The sequence below is a fragment of the Flavobacterium sp. RNTU_13 genome (genome assembly GCF_046614455.1).
Lineage (GTDB): Bacteria > Bacteroidota > Bacteroidia > Flavobacteriales > Flavobacteriaceae > Flavobacterium.
On record NZ_JBKJHB010000002.1, the window covers coordinates 1 to 14,991 of the forward strand.

At 42.6% G+C, this 14,991-nt stretch carries 13 protein-coding genes, 2 tRNA genes and 1 pseudogene; 9 read left to right on the forward strand and 7 right to left on the reverse strand.

Annotated elements, in window-relative coordinates:
- Positions 1 to 30: 30 nt before the first annotated feature.
- The 3 genes from ACLI08_RS05040 to ACLI08_RS05050 form a co-directional block, all read right to left on the reverse strand.
- Complete coding sequence (locus ACLI08_RS05040; protein ID WP_411427383.1) at positions 31 to 450, reverse strand: nucleoside-diphosphate kinase; 420 nt, start codon at positions 448 to 450, stop codon at positions 31 to 33.
- Positions 451 to 527: 77 nt separating this feature from the next.
- Positions 528 to 2,117 (reverse strand): bacillithiol biosynthesis cysteine-adding enzyme BshC, encoded by a 1,590-nt coding sequence (gene bshC, locus ACLI08_RS05045; RefSeq protein ID WP_411427384.1) that lies wholly within the window; start codon positions 2,115 to 2,117, stop codon positions 528 to 530.
- A gap of 56 nt (positions 2,118 to 2,173) precedes the next feature.
- Positions 2,174 to 3,028 (reverse strand): hypothetical protein, encoded by an 855-nt coding sequence (locus ACLI08_RS05050; protein ID WP_411427385.1) that lies wholly within the window; start codon positions 3,026 to 3,028, stop codon positions 2,174 to 2,176.
- 99 nt (positions 3,029 to 3,127) lie between these two features.
- On the opposite strand from ACLI08_RS05050, the gene ACLI08_RS05055 reads away from it, so the two are divergent.
- The gene (locus ACLI08_RS05055) at positions 3,128 to 5,332 is read left to right on the forward strand and encodes a B12-binding domain-containing radical SAM protein (RefSeq protein WP_411427386.1); all 2,205 of its coding nucleotides are present in this window, start codon (positions 3,128 to 3,130) and stop codon (positions 5,330 to 5,332) included.
- On the opposite strand, the gene ACLI08_RS05060 is transcribed toward ACLI08_RS05055, so the two are convergent.
- Both ACLI08_RS05060 and rimO read right to left on the reverse strand, forming a co-directional pair.
- Entirely contained in the window at positions 5,329 to 5,724 is a 396-nt protein-coding gene (locus ACLI08_RS05060) for a hypothetical protein (RefSeq protein WP_411427387.1), read from the reverse strand. The genes ACLI08_RS05055 and ACLI08_RS05060 overlap by 4 nt on opposite strands.
- Positions 5,725 to 5,791: 67 nt before the next feature.
- Positions 5,792 to 7,117: a 30S ribosomal protein S12 methylthiotransferase RimO gene (gene rimO / locus ACLI08_RS05065; RefSeq protein WP_411427388.1), complete on the reverse strand. Its 1,326-nt coding sequence runs from the start codon at positions 7,115 to 7,117 to the stop codon at positions 5,792 to 5,794.
- Positions 7,118 to 7,542: 425 nt separating this feature from the next.
- Between rimO and ACLI08_RS05070 the strand changes: the two genes are divergently transcribed.
- Together ACLI08_RS05070 and ACLI08_RS05075 are read left to right on the forward strand one after the other, a co-directional pair.
- Positions 7,543 to 8,046, forward strand: coding sequence for a hypothetical protein (locus ACLI08_RS05070; RefSeq protein WP_411427389.1), 504 nt, complete (start codon positions 7,543 to 7,545; stop codon positions 8,044 to 8,046).
- Between the two features lie 176 nt (positions 8,047 to 8,222).
- Complete coding sequence (locus ACLI08_RS05075; protein ID WP_411427390.1) at positions 8,223 to 8,681, forward strand: hypothetical protein; 459 nt, start codon at positions 8,223 to 8,225, stop codon at positions 8,679 to 8,681.
- A gap of 126 nt (positions 8,682 to 8,807) precedes the next feature.
- Here the strand turns inward: ACLI08_RS05075 and ACLI08_RS05080 are convergent, their stop codons facing one another.
- Positions 8,808 to 10,319: an OmpP1/FadL family transporter gene (locus ACLI08_RS05080; protein WP_411427391.1), complete on the reverse strand. Its 1,512-nt coding sequence runs from the start codon at positions 10,317 to 10,319 to the stop codon at positions 8,808 to 8,810.
- 93 nt (positions 10,320 to 10,412) lie between these two features.
- Complete coding sequence (locus tag ACLI08_RS05085) at positions 10,413 to 11,510, reverse strand: hypothetical protein (RefSeq protein WP_411427392.1); 1,098 nt, start codon at positions 11,508 to 11,510, stop codon at positions 10,413 to 10,415.
- Between the two features lie 99 nt (positions 11,511 to 11,609).
- On the opposite strand from ACLI08_RS05085, the gene proS reads away from it, so the two are divergent.
- The 6 genes and pseudogenes from proS to ACLI08_RS05115 all read left to right on the forward strand — a co-directional run bounded on the left by proS (position 11,610) and on the right by ACLI08_RS05115 (position 14,846).
- Positions 11,610 to 13,085, forward strand: coding sequence for a proline--tRNA ligase (gene proS / locus ACLI08_RS05090; protein ID WP_411427393.1), 1,476 nt, complete (start codon positions 11,610 to 11,612; stop codon positions 13,083 to 13,085).
- Between the two features lie 102 nt (positions 13,086 to 13,187).
- Positions 13,188 to 13,259: transfer RNA gene (locus ACLI08_RS05095), tRNA-Glu, on the forward strand.
- 47 nt (positions 13,260 to 13,306) lie between these two features.
- Positions 13,307 to 13,378 (forward strand) — tRNA-Glu (locus tag ACLI08_RS05100).
- Positions 13,379 to 13,410: 32 nt separating this feature from the next.
- Entirely contained in the window at positions 13,411 to 13,665 is a 255-nt protein-coding gene (rpsT, locus tag ACLI08_RS05105; RefSeq protein ID WP_411427394.1) for a 30S ribosomal protein S20, read from the forward strand.
- Positions 13,666 to 13,776: 111 nt separating this feature from the next.
- Positions 13,777 to 14,673 (forward strand): annotated as a pseudogene (locus ACLI08_RS05110) (RHS repeat-associated core domain-containing protein); the annotation flags it as partial.
- Between the two features lie 2 nt (positions 14,674 to 14,675).
- Positions 14,676 to 14,846 (forward strand): hypothetical protein, encoded by a 171-nt coding sequence (locus ACLI08_RS05115; protein WP_411427395.1) that lies wholly within the window; start codon positions 14,676 to 14,678, stop codon positions 14,844 to 14,846.
- The last annotated feature ends 145 nt before the right edge of the window (positions 14,847 to 14,991 follow it).

Sequence of the window (14,991 nt, forward strand, 5' to 3'; positions counted from 1 at the left end):
GGTATTATTTTTTTGCGTGTATCCTAACGACTAGAATTGCTCTCTTCCAGCAAAGTGGAATGCGCTTTCTATAGCAGCATTTTCATCGCTATCTGAACCGTGTACCGCATTTTCGCCCATAGAGGTAGCGTATTTTTTACGGATAGTACCTTCGGCAGCATCAGCTGGGTTAGTAGCACCAATAAGTTTACGGAAGTCTTCAACAGCGTTGTCTTTTTCAAGGATAGCTGCCACGATAGGGCCGCGAGACATAAATTCTACTAGTTCACCGTAAAATGGCCTTTCGCTGTGTACTGCGTAAAAAGCTTTAGCGTCTGCTACAGTAAGTTGCGTAAGCTTAAGAGATACAATCCTGAAGCCTGCTTCTGTAATCATAGATAAAATACCACCGATGTGTCCTTTTTCAACAGCATCCGGCTTAATCATGGTGAAGGTCCTGTTTGTTGCCATAACTTGTTTTAAATTTTTGGCAAAATTACTATTTCTGTTGGATTTTCCTCAATAACGAAACCGTTATTTATTGAAATTTAGAGAATAATTATATTAAACTCCTGTTCCAGTGGTTTGAGCCTTTTAAAAAGTTCGGTAAGCAGCCTGCCATCATACTCCAGGTAAAACTCGCTAAAGTTATTGCGGCGCTCTTGTAATCCCTGATTAGGGAACAGCTCGTTTTGTATAGAAGCTATGCGCTCCAGCTGGTTACGGTGGTGGCGTTTTTCCGCTTTCAGTAGGCGTTTTTCTAAATTGGCAAGGCCTTCAATCTGCTTTAACTCCTGCGCTTTTACCGCCCCGGTAAACGTAATATCGGTTTTAGCAGCCATTTCCCGCATTAGGGCAAACTGGTTTTGTAGTGTTGCTTTCAGGTCAGAAAAATCAAGTTTAAATTCTGAAAACTCCTGAACACGCTTATTAAGCAGCGCCTGTTGTTTGGTAAAGATATCGGCCCAGGTAAGATTTAGTTTGTCCAACTTACAAGCCTGCTTTTCGGTAACCAATAGCGCTCCGTTTCGCATCAGCAACATAGGGAATGTAACGTTTTGCGAATCGAAAAACGACTTCAGTTCCAGCCAGTATGCCAGTTCGCCCCCGCCGCCTATGTAGGCAAGGTTGGGCAAAATAACCTCTTGGTATAGCGGGCGCATAATCACGTTCGGGCTAAATTTTTCCGGATGGTTTTCCAGCTCGGTAAGGATTTCGCTTTCGCTGAATTTCAGTTGGGTATTGTTTATATAATAAGTACCGTCTTGTAGAATAATTCGCTCACGCAAGTTATCCTCTATATAAAACAGGTTAATGTCGCGCGGATTTACCTGAACGTTATATTCTTTAAGCAGGGCTGTGGTTTCGGCTACTTTTTGCTGACTCGTTTGCTGTAGCAATTCTTCTTTTACATAAGGAGCAAACAACTGTTTCAGTTCGCGATTATCCGCATCTATAATCACCAGCCCATGATCTTTAAAAATCTCATTGGCAAGATAGAACGTGGCATCGGCTAAGTTTTCGTGCTTTAGGTACGCGTTTTCAAACAGGGTTGTAAGCCATTTGGCATTAATACCGGGGCCAAGTTCTTTAGTAAATACTTCGAGCACTGCAGCCAGCCCAGTGGTAGAAAGCCGGCCTACAGGGCCTGCACTTTCACGGTTCCAGCATATTTTTTTATCGCGGAAGGTAAAATGGTTTATTTCCTCAAAGTCGTGGTCTTCGGTGGCCATCCAGTACACGGGCACAAAGTTGTACTGCGGATAAGCGGCTTTTAGTTCTTTAGCCAGGTTAATTGCCGATATTATTTTATATAAAAAGTAAAGGGGGCCGGTAAAGAGGTTCAGCTGGTGGCCAGTGGTTACGGTAAACGTAGTACCCTGAGCCAGCAGTTGTATGTTTTGCAACGTAACCTGACACCCTTCAACTTTTTTGTATTGTTGCTCCAGGGCACTTACCAGTACATTACGGGGGTGGTGCGGAAAGTTCTGTTGCTTTTCGGTAATCTGCGCGCCAAAGTTTTGTAGGGTAGGGAAGCGGTGGTACAGCGGTTTCAGGGAATCCTTTTGGTTAAGGTAATCTACCATTAATGGTGTAAAGTAACCTGAATTTTGATAGCTGATACAGTCCGTGGGCATCGTGTTTAAATTTTACACAAAGGTACGGAAAAATAAATGTATTGATGGTTTTCTATTTAAGAAGGTTTGTTGATGTTTGAATCATTTCTTAATGCTTGTCCCAAATCACTTTCCCAAAATTTTTCTTCATTTCTCATTATAAATGAATTGACTTTCTTTTTTCTTTCATCACTTAAATCTGGTATGCTATTGAAAGTCCTTATTCGGTTGCCGAAGAATCCTATCATAAAATCATGATGCATTTCTTGAGGAAAATTTATGGTCCCGCTCAAATAGTCAACTTTTGTAGATTTATCGTTGTTATTTATTCCTTTTACATTACACCAAAAAATAAATCGCAAGAATTTTGCATAAATAACAACTTCCGAATAGTCTTTGTTGACAACAATAGTTGCATCAATATTTCTAGTGAAAAAAACATCTGCATTCTTCAATTCGGAAGTGTTTAACTTTATTCTGTCCGTGAAAAAAATATGCAAATCATTGTATAGGTATGGGAACTTATATTCACTTAAGAATAATCTCCATTCTTCACTAACAGAACGTAAAAATGACAATCTTGTATCATTACTTACTTCTTCATGAGTTAATTGCTCTAAAAGTACGCGCCATAATACAGATATTAAAAAGTATGCAAGGTTTTCATCATAAGTTAAGCTTTTTGGATTGGTCTGTAAGTAAGGAAAGAATATCGAATTAGCAAACCATCTTTCTCTTTTACTAAATTCTTGTTCTGCTTTTTCTCCTAACAAATAAAGTTTTAAACCATCTTGGATACGCTTGTCCGGCTCATCTATTTTTCGTAAAAATTGTGTACCGGTTTTTTTCATGTAATCGATTGCAAATTTGGGAATAATATGACTTAATCTCAAATCAGTTTCTGTTCCATATAGCGCACAAATTCCTCTCATAATCGGTATTTGGTTTATCTCCCAAATATACCCAAAAAAATCCGCCGTTTGCCATCTGCCAAATAACACGTACTTTTGCAGCCTAAACCCATGCATGTTTTGAGCACCAAAGTATTACTCATTACCCCGCCGTTCACCCAGCTGAACACCCCATACCCTGCCACAGCCTACCTGAAAGGTTTCCTAAATACCAAAGGTATCGCCGCCGCGCAGGCCGACCTGGGTATAGATGTAATACTTAAGCTGTTCTCTAAAGAAGGGCTTACCCTGTTGTTTAACAGGATTGAACAACAAACCACAAACCATAAACCACAAACCGAAAACGCACAGCGGATTACTGCCCTAAAAAACGAATATTTAAAGACCATAGATGCCGTTATACTGTTTCTGCAGGGTAAAAATCCTACGCTGGCACACCTGATTTGCAGTGAGGAATACCTGCCCGAAGCATCTCGTTTTGCGCAGCTGGAGGAGTTGGACTGGGCATTTGGCGCTATGGGTACCCAGGATAAGGCAAAGCACCTTGCTACGCTGTACCTGGAAGATATAAGCGACCTGATTGTGGAATGCGCCGACCCGCATTTTGGCTTTAGCCGCTATGCTGAAAGGCTGGGGCGTTCGGCCAACTCGTTTGACGAACTTTACGAAACTCTGCAACAACCCTATACGTTTATCGATGAGATAATGCTGGAGCTGCTACACGAATATGTGTTTGAAGCCGATGCCCAGCTGATAGGTTTCTCAGTGCCGTTTCCGGGGAATTTGTACGCGGCATTCCGTTCGGCGCAGTATATAAAGAAGCATTTTCCGGGTATTAAAACGGCTATGGGTGGTGGTTTCCCAAATACGGAATTACGCTCACTAAGCGATGCCCGTGTGATGGAGTTCTTTGATTATATAATGCTCGACGATGGTGAAGCCCCTGTGGAGTGCATCATAGAGCAACTCGATGGTAAGCGTGAGCTAAGCCAACTGAAACGTACTTTTATCCTGAAAGATGGGGAAGTAAAATACATAGACAATTCGGGTTGCAGGGATTATAAGCAAAGTGAAGTAGGTACGCCTGATTACACAGGGTTGCCGCTGGATAAATACATTTCGGTGATCGAAGTGGTAAACCCCATGCACCGTATGTGGAGTGACGGCCGGTGGAATAAACTCACCATGGCGCACGGCTGCTACTGGGGCAAGTGTACGTTTTGCGATATTTCACTCGACTATATAAGGGTATACGAACCTGTGGCTGCCAAACTGCTGGTAGACCGCATGGAAGAACTCATAGCACAGACCGGGCAAAACGGTTTTCATTTTGTAGATGAAGCTGCACCACCGGCGCTGATGCGTGAGGTAGCGCTGGAAATCCTGCGCCGTAATTTATCGGTAAGCTGGTGGACGAATATCCGTTTTGAAAAAAGCTTTACGGCCGACTTGTGCCGCCTGTTGAAGCTCTCGGGGTGTATTGCGGTTTCGGGTGGGTTAGAGGTGGCTTCAGACCGGCTTTTAGAGCTGATACAGAAAGGCGTTACCGTAGCCCAGGTAGCCCGCGTAACGCGCAACTTTACCGAAGCGGGGGTTATGGTACACGCGTACCTTATGTACGGCTTCCCGACGCAAACCGCACAGGAAACCATAGACTCGCTGGAAATGGTACGCCAAATGTTTGAGTTGGGTATATTGCAAAGTGGCTTCTGGCACCAGTTTGCCATGACGGCGCACAGCCCTGTGGGTATAGAGCCCGCTAAATTTGGGGTGGTTAAGGATAGTGATATTGTGGGCACCTTTGCCAATAACGATATTATGTTTTCTGATAACACTGGCGCTAACCACGATAAGTTTAGCTTTGGGCTTAAGAAATCGCTGTTCAACTTTATGCACGGGATTTGTTTCGACTATCCGTTACAGGATTGGTTTGAGTTTAAAATACCACGTACAAAAGTACCGCACGATTACATACACAACGCGCTTTTGGCAGATGAAACCTTTGGCATAAAGCCAACGGCTAAAGTGGTGTGGACAGGGACTACACCTATTGTGGAGTTTTTCACTAAAAGTAAAAAAGGTCGAACGTTCCCTATGGCAGCATTAACGTTTCATAGCAGGCGCGAAAGTTTTTCTGTGCAGGTAACGGAGGGGCAGGGGCAATGGCTTCAGCAACTTTTACCCAAAATATCTGTAACTGAAAAACCAATGACTTTTGGTAAGGTAAAAGAAGATTACGAAAATGCCGGGCTGGAAGAATTTGAACCGTTTTGGTACAGTAAACCCGTAAACACATTACGCGAATACGGGCTTTTAGTACTTTAACGCTTTTTGCGTTTTGCTTTCAGCTTTTCAAATTTTTCAATTTGTTCAGGGGTTAGCAGTTTCATTATCCGGGCATCTACCCGTTCTGTAATCTGGTATATTTTTTCGTTTTTAATGTCGGTAGTCATTTCAAGGTCTTCAATAATGGCTTTTACGTTATTGTCTTCGTCCTTGTAAATTTGTAGTACAGCCGCTTCCTGAAAACTATCAAGCCCTAACTCTTTCGCATAATATTCTGATGCAGATTCGGCCTGGTCTTTTGGTTTTTGGTTTGATTTTCCTGTAGGGCCGTTTTGGTACTGTTGTCTCCCCACGCGTCTGTTCATTTGTGCAAAAGCTATAGTGGGCAGCGTAAGGCAAAGCAGGGTAAGGGCTATAAGATGTTTTTTCATTGCTTGTTTATTAGTATCTCAAACATACAAAAAAAGCCGGAGCGTGGTGCTTCGGCTTTCTTAAATTTTAATTAGCGCTTGCTGCCGGTACACCGTACAGGTCAAACTCGGTGGCGTCTGTTATGGTTATGTTTACAAACTCGCCGGTTTTAAGGTACACACTGGTAGCATCTATAAGTACTTCGTTGTCTACATCAGGGCTGTCAGATTCGGTACGCCCTACAAAGTGGCTGCCTTCCTTACGGTCTATAACACAGCGGTAGGTTTTTCCCACTTTTTCCTGGTTCAGTTCCCACGAAATCTGGCTTTGCAGTTCCATGATTTCATTGGCACGCTGCTGTTTTACTTCCTGTGGTACGTCGTCTTCCAGCAGGTAGGCATGGGTGTTCTCCTCATGGCTGTATGTAAAGCATCCTAAACGCTCAAAACGCATTTCTTTTACCCAGTCTTTAAGGATTTGGAAATCCTCTTCCGTTTCGCCAGGGTAGCCTACAATAAGCGTGGTACGTATGGTAATGCCCGGTACTGCCTTACGGAATTCATGGAGCAGGTTAGTAGTCTTTTCTTTAGTGGTACCCCGGCGCATTGATTTCAGTACGCTGTCTGAAATGTGCTGTAGCGGAATATCTATGTAGTTACAAATCTTTGGTTCGCGGTTCATAAGCTCCAGCACATCCATAGGGAAACCGCTGGGGAATGCATAGTGCAGACGAATCCACTCAATGCCTTCTACCTTAACCAGTGCTTCAAGCAGTTCGGCAAGGTTACGTTTTTTGTATAGGTCAAGGCCGTAATAGGTAAGATCCTGGGCTATGAGTATAAGCTCTTTAACGCCGTTACGGGCAAGGCCTTCTGCTTCTTTAACCAGTTTTTCTATGGGCTGGCTTACGTGTTTTCCACGCATAAGCGGAATTGCGCAGAAACTGCACGGGCGGTCGCAGCCTTCGGCTATTTTAAGGTATGCATAATTTTTAGGAGTAGTGGTAAGGCGCTCTCCCAGTAGTTCGTGCTTATAATCGGCACCAAGTGCTTTCAGCAATAGTGGAAGTTCTGTGGTACCAAAATACTGATCTACATCGGGTATCTCCTTTTGTAAATCCGGCTTGTAGCGCTCGCTAAGGCACCCGGTAACAAAAACCTTGTCTACAATGCCCTGCTCTTTTTTATCTACATAATTAAGTATCATGTTAACCGACTCCTCTTTGGCATTGTCTATAAAGCCACAGGTGTTAATAACAATAATATTGCCTTCGTCTTTGCCGGTAGCCTCGTGGGTAACGTCTTTACCGCTGGCGCGCAGCTGGCCCATAAGTACCTCGCTGTCATACACGTTTTTAGAGCAGCCCAGGGTAATAACGTTTATCTTGTTCTTTTTTAAAGATTTAGTCCTCATAATACTCAAAAAAATTGAGGTGCAAAAGTACGCTTTTTATTGGTTTTCAAACAACTGGCAGGCGTTAAAAAGTAAAAAAACATTTAAAGTCGATATGTTGTATTTAAATGTGCTTAAATTTATAGGTAAGCGGCAAAATTTTTGTATGTGTATGAATTATTGATTTTTAACATTTCTTTAATTATAAGGTGTTGTTATATTTACGTACTTGCAGTGCAGTTAATACGCTGTGTATCTGTACACGGTGTTGTTAAATGAATGAATCCCGTTCATATATATTACAAATCCCAATCAAAGCCATCGGAAGTTTTCTTGATGGCTTTTTTATTTTTAGGTACTACTGTTAATTACGGTTTTCACGTAGCGGGGTATGGTGTATTTTTGTTTTCTTTGTGCTGAAACCAATTTACACATATACCAACACCATGAAATTATTGTATTCACTGTTACTTCTTTTAACGATTTCCTATCACCCGGTCTCTGCTAAAAGCTTTGAGGTTTCCGAAATTACACCGGTAAAGGCAGATTCTACATACATTAAGCTAAAGAACTTATATATAAAGTACATTACCTCTGAAAGCTATCACAAGTTTCAGCCCCTGGAGGAGCGGTTTGTAGAAAAGATGCATTTTAAAGATTACCATTCTGAAATTACGTCATTAGGTTTCGATGCGTGGTTAAACAGCAATATACAGAAAACGGATTATGCTACATTAGATGAGGCCAAGCTTGCATATAAGGAAATTTCTAAGGCTATAGCCGATTGTACAGCTGAAAACAGAGCGTATTTTGATATGCTTGTGAGTGTTTTGGGTACAGAAGAAGGTAGCGAAATCTGGAAAAAAGTAGTTGAAGATACTGCCAGGGAATATCCCGATATAGTTGAAAGCCCCGAGGCTAAAATGCGAAGGAGACTTTTGCGCCACTAGTCATAGTCTGGCTTCTTTACTAAAACATAAAGGTGCTGTCCTTTTATTAAAAAGGATGGCGTTCTTAATTTTTATATTTAGGTAAAGAATTACGGTTTTCCCGTAACAGAATATGGAACAAATTTGTTTTTTTTGCTCCTAAACTAACCAACCAAATTATCAACTAACATTACCTAATGAAAAACACGCTTGTTATTTTAAGTATATTGTTTTTGAGCATGACTTCTTATGCTCAAGAAAACAACACAAACAACACAAACAATACCAGTGCAACAAGGGATTCTTTGATTGCCAAAATGGAAAAGCACTACTATAAATTAGTTAGCTCAGAAAGCTATATAGCACTACGAAAGGCTCAAGAAGTTTATGACAGTAAGGTGAATATGAAGGCAAATGATAAAGAAATAAAAAACTCTGCAGATGTTAAAGGTTGGGTAAAAGCTAATTTGAGTAAGACTACTTTTAAGACCAAAAAAGAAGCCGATCTTGCCTATGATAATCTGATGGTTTTTGTATCAGCACTCAATAGGGAAAATAAAGAGTATTTTGATTTTTTACGTGAGTTGTTTTCTCAGAGTGATGGACGAGACATTTGGCAAGAAGCAATGGCTAAAGTAACAGAAAAACATCCTTAAAATTTTAAAAATCAACCTCATTGGTCAAAATAACTAATGGATTTCTTACATCTTAAGTTTAAACGCAATAACGAAGAACGCCATCTTTTCGGGATGGCGTTCTTCGTTATTGCGTAAGATGAAAAATTATAAATCCAGTGTAAAGGAAAGCGTAACGTTATTGCCTGTGGTTTTTACCTGAGCCGCCTGTGTAAAATCAGGGCGCAGGGTAGAAACGTCGGCTTTGCGTTGCTGCCAGGTGTAGGCAAGGTCTACACGGGCACCGTTAAAGCTGTACCCAAGCCCACCCGAAACACTGTTAAGATCGCCCAGGGTAGTGCCGTTTTTATAAGGGCTTTGCAGGTTGCGGTAACCCGCTCTAAGGCTTACGGCCTTAACCCGCCACTCAGTACCTATACGCAGGTCGCCTGCCCAGTCCAGGGTTTGGCTCAGTTCGGTATTAAGTTCGGCGTAGCGCCCGTTGCTGTATTTGGTATTGGCATAGTTTCTAAGCCCGTAATCCACGCTTATAAGTCCTTTTTTACCAAAGATAAACGCGGCGCTTCCGGTATATTTTGCAGGGGTTTTTATGGTGTAGCTGTCGCCTACCATGGTAGCTTGGGGATCAGTAAAATAGGTTTGATTGTTTGCAGTACTGCTTATGCGCTGGGTAACCTCGTCTTGTAGGGTTAGCCAGGTAGGGGTTTCATAGGCTGCGCCCAGCCTTAAGTAAGGGGCTATGTTATAAATGGCACCCAGGTTAAATGATGCGCCACCACCGTAAGTATACCTTTGGGTGTTAAACTCCAGGTACTGCAGCCCGCTGCCGCTGGTGTTATTGGTATTTTCTATAAAATTGGTATTGTTTATATAATCGGTAAAATGCAGGTTAATATTTGCCCCTAAAGACAGCTTGCTAAAAAACTGCGCAGCGAAGTTGAGTGCTACCTTGCCGTTATACCCCGATGTTCTTATATAACTGCTTTGCATTGGCTTTAGTCCTGCCGGCACATTAGATACATACGAGGTGTTGTCTGATGTGTTAGTAACCGGGTTAAACGCATACGCATTATATCCTAAATAGGCCTGCTGGTCTATGTAGCTCATGTTTGGGAAATCGTATACGTTGCTGTTGTTAAGAAAGCCTGTACCTACGCCGCCCACGTTACCAAAGCCATTTGCATATTTTACAAAATAATCGGCTATACTGCCCACAGGGTTATTGCCTGCTATAGAAACCGCATTATAAAAACTCTGGGTGTTTTCGTAATTAAACCCGAAGGCAAACTTATTCATAACTGCGCCTTCTTTACCGTTGTTGAAGACCATAAAAAGCCCCAGTTGGTTGAGGTCGAAGTTGTTATCGTTTTTGCGGTTGTTGTTTCCAAAAAAGTTGGCATTATTGCTACGGTTGTAGCTGCTTAACGATGCGGTGCCGGTGTTGTAATTAAATATAGCCGAACCCGCCGGGTTAATCCCTACAGCAGATGGGTCGCCACCCACAGCTCCCATGGCGCCGCCCAGCCCCCTGAAGCGGGCAGAACCCGTAAGGTTGTCTGTAGCGTATTTTTCGGCATCCTGTGCGGTGTTTATGTCATATTGTGCCATAGCACTTGTAGCAGCCAGTAGCCCGGCAGCAGATAATAATAGTTTTTTCATAGCGTAAAGAACTAAAAAGGTGTAATGATGTGTGGTAAAGAAAAAAGTCCTATGTTTTTGTTTAAAAAACATAGGACTGTATGTGTTTGGCTATTAGCCCCTGCGGCCGCCCCCGCCGCCACGGGAACCACCACCGCCTCCGCCTCCGAAGCCGCCACGGCTTCCGCCGCCAAAGCCACCACCGCCGTAGTTACTGCCCCTGCTTGGGCTGCTGTAACTTGGTGAGTAACTTCTGCCCGGATTGCTTTGCTGAGGGGTATAGTTGTTACTTCTTGTAGAGTTGTTGTAGTAGCTGTTATTTCTGCCTCCGTTAGATGGGGTGTTGTTATAATAGCTGTTTCTACCGCCGTTGTTGTAATTATTGTTAGAACGACCGTTGCTTAGCTGATAGCCGTTTCTTCCGCCATTAAAATAGTTGCTGCGGTTGTTGTAATAGGTGCCGCGCCCTGAGTTAAGGTAGCGTCCGTTATTGTAGTAGCTGCGGTTACCGTTGTAGTAGGTAACGTTTCTTCCGCCATAGTAGTTGTTGTTTCCGGCATAATAGCGTGGATGACTGTAGTAGTTATTATAGTAACCACCGTAGTAAGGGTAACCACCCCAGCCGTAGTAGCCTCCGTAATATCCGCCATAGTAAGGGTTGTACCAGTTATTCCATCCCCAGCCGAAGCCTATACCCCAACCACTGCCCCAGTAGCTGTTGTAACCATAGTAAGGGTAGCCGTAGTAACCGCCCCATCCGTAGTAAGGATAGCCGCCCCAACCATAATAGTTGTTGCCCCAGCCGTATCCGCCATATACGTTTACATTAACATTGCTGGTGCTGTCGCCCCATCCGCCATAGGTATTGGTGGTGTAGGCGCGGTCATAGTTGTTGCTTACGGTATCGTAGGTGCCGTTATATGCATTAGAATCAGTAACCGGAGGGTAATTATCTTGCAGCGAATTAAAATAAGCGGCGTAACCATTAGCGTTTTGCCCTGCCGATTGACCGTTAGAGTAGTTGTTAACCGAGCCGTCATTGTATCGGTATACCGGCTGTCCGTTAGCATCGCGCGGTACAGAACCGTACACCCCGTCTGAGTCATAGCTGCTGGCGCTTTGGTATGTACCGCAGGAAGTTACGGTAATGCCAAGCAGCCCAAGCAGTGCTACCAGGGTTAAACGACGCATATTAAAGTATTCACTTTTCATCTGTGCATTTTTTTTATTGTTGAACTTCTAAAAATAGTTAGTTTTGCTAAACTATTTTACGTTATAAAGTTAAACAATATTTGTGCCAATTTAAATACGATGAGTAAGAATTTAACGAAGCGGTCAGAAGATTATTCCAAATGGTATAATGAACTGGTTGTAAAGGCTGACCTGGCTGAAAATTCAGGGGTTAGGGGATGTATGGTTATAAAACCATACGGATATGCAATATGGGAGAAAATGCAGGCAGAGCTGGACAGGATGTTCAAGGAAACCGGGCACCAAAATGCGTACTTCCCGCTGTTTATACCCAAGTCGTATTTTAGCAAGGAGGCAAGCCACGTAGATGGCTTTGCAAAAGAGTGCGCGGTAGTAACCCACTACAGGCTAAAAACCGGAGAAGACGGAAAAACCATAGAAGTAGACCCTGATGCTAAGCTGGAAGAAGAGCTTATAGTAAGGCCTACCTCTGAAACTATTATATGGGATACCTACCGCGGATGGATACAAAGCTACCGCGACCTGCCGTTGCTTATAAACCAGTGGGCAAACGTGGTGCGCTGGGAAATGCGTACGCGCCTGTTCCTGCGTACGGCTGAGTTTCTTTGGCAGGAGGGGCATACCGCCCACGCTACCCAAAAGGAAGCTGTAGCAGAAGCGGAACAAATGATGAACGTGTATGCCGATTTTGCCGAAAACTTTATGGCAATACCGGTGGTAAAAGGTGTAAAAACTGCTAACGAACGGTTTGCCGGCGCGGTAGAAACGTATTGTATAGAAGCCCTTATGCAAGATGGTAAGGCGCTGCAGGCGGGTACGTCGCACTTTTTAGGGCAAAACTTTGCCAAGGCGTTTGATGTTAAGTTTACAAACCGGGAAGGCAAGCAGGAGCACGTATGGGCTACCTCGTGGGGTGTTAGTACACGCCTTATGGGGGCGCTTGTAATGACGCACTCTGATGATAACGGGCTTGTACTGCCGCCAAACCTGGCGCCTATACAGGTGGTTATTGTGCCAATTTATAAAGGCGATGAGCAGTTTGATGCCATAAGCGAAGAAGCAAAACAACTTATGGCACGCCTGCGTAAGCTGGGTATATCTGTTAAGTATGACGACAGGGATACGCACAAGCCGGGCTTTAAATTTGCCGAATACGAGCTTAAGGGGGTGCCGGTGCGTATAGTCATAGGGCCAAATGACCTGGCTAACGGTACCTTTGAAGTGGCAAGACGCGATACGCTTACTAAGGAGACTGTAATAAGTGCCGATATTGTTACGTACATACAAGACCTGCTGGAGCAAATACAAAAGAACCTTTTTGACAAAGCGCATGCTTTTAGGGAAGCTCATATTACCGAAGTAAATTCGTGGGATGAGTTTAAAGACGTGCTGGATAACAAGACCGGATTTGTTTCTGCACACTGGGATGGTACATCTGAGACTGAAGAGAAGATAAAAGAGCTTACAAAAGCTACAATACGCTGTATTCCGCTAGATAGAAAGGAAGAGGCTGGTATATGTGTACTTACGGGTGCGCCAAGTGCCGGCAGGGTGCTTTTTGCTAAGGCGTACTAGAAATTTTTTAAAATTTTTTTTGAATTTTTTTGTTCCTGCTCTTGCAGAAGTGAAAATAAGTTGTACTTTTGCATCCGCATTAGAGGAACAAACAAATTCAATGGCCCGTTCGTCTATCGGTTAGGACGCCAGATTTTCATTCTGGTAAGGAGGGTTCGATTCCCTCACGGGCTACAAAACAACACCGGCAGTGCTGGTTTAGTTTAAAAGGATAGTTTACTGGTCCGTTCGTCTAGGGGTTAGGACGCCAGATTTTCATTCTGGTAACACGGGTTCGATTCCCGTACGGACTACAATTAAAATAATTTTTAAGAAAGAATATAAAATGGCAAATCATAAGTCAGCTTTAAAAAGAATAAGGAGCAACGAAAAGAAGAGGGTACTTAACAAATACCAGCACAAAACTACACGTAACGCTATTAAAGCTATACGTACAGCTACTGTGAAGTCTGAAGCTGCTGAAAAACTTGCAGGTGTTATCTCTATGATCGACAAACTTGCCAAGAAAAACATCATCCACGCTAACAAAGCGTCTAACCTTAAGTCTAAACTTACTAAGCACGTTGCGGCTCTTAACTAAGACTTAAATTTAGTATTCAATATACAGAAAGCCTTCCGGTATCCGGAGGGCTTTTTTGTTTTATATTTGTTTTGATAAGGTGTAGCTGATAAGTATAAGTACAACGATTATGGAGGATGCAGCTTTGAGAAAGCTGCAAACGAACATACCGCGCGCAGCGCAGAGCTGCAAGACGAGTTGGGGCTTAACATGTACGACTACGGTGCACGTAATTATGACCCTGCTTTAGGTAGATGGATGAATATTGACCCGCTGGCGGAGAAGTATTATGATATGTCTCCCTATACAGGAATAGGTAATAATCCCATTAATATTATTGACCCAGATGGAAGATATTTGTTTGGATTATTTGGTAGCACAGCGAGTGAACGTAGGTTGGCAAGAGCTGAAAAATTTGCTGAGAAAACAGGAGGTAGTATTGTTATTGGAGAGAATGGTAAACCAAGAGTTAATTACTTGACAAAAGGAGAGGATGGCTATACAATAAATTCTACAAATAAATTTGGTGATTTTTCTAGTTGGAAAAATTTTGGTCAGACCCTAAAAGGTTTTGATAAAGCTATGGAGGGTAGTTATGACGGAGCCAATTATGGTGGTGAGTATGGTGGTGTTAAGGGAATGAGAGCTTTAGGTGAAGATTTAAGCAATAGTAGTACGTATGTAAAGGCGGGAGGTGTAGTCGTTGCTGGCATAGGAACCGCGTCTTTACAACCAGAAGTTGTAGCAGGTGGTATGGTCATGTATGATATCGGAGCTACTATGGATGATGTCGGCACAGGCGTTCAAGCTTACAGTGATGTAGTTGATGCCGTGAATGGTAAAGCAGGTAGTACTACAAATGCATTAGTAAGAACATCGGCCTTAATAACAGGAAAGGTTGTTGATAACGCCATGGATAATTCATCGCTAAATTCAACTAATAAATTTGTTGGTAAAGTAACGGGGGGCATTGTGGTAGATCAGGTTAAAGATGCAAGTTTAACTAAAGAAAAAAAACAAAACAATTAATTATGTCAATAATTACTGGATTAATAATGGTTGGTGTTGGAATAGTAGCCATTATCTTTACTTTTAAAAACAATGATTCTCAATTTTTTAGCTCCGATTTAAAAGGGTATATTGGAGGTTTATTACTTATAATAATAGGAATACTTTTCGCCTTAAATGAAATTACTTGGTAAGAGATTTTTGTAATCTGTGTTTTATGAAATGTTCGTTTAATTGTCAACTATACTTTGATTTTTATAATTCGAATCGCCACAGCCAACAGGTGCGTTGCGCCGCTTTTTCTTCTACCCTGCTTTTTTTTGTTACAGTATTGATTAT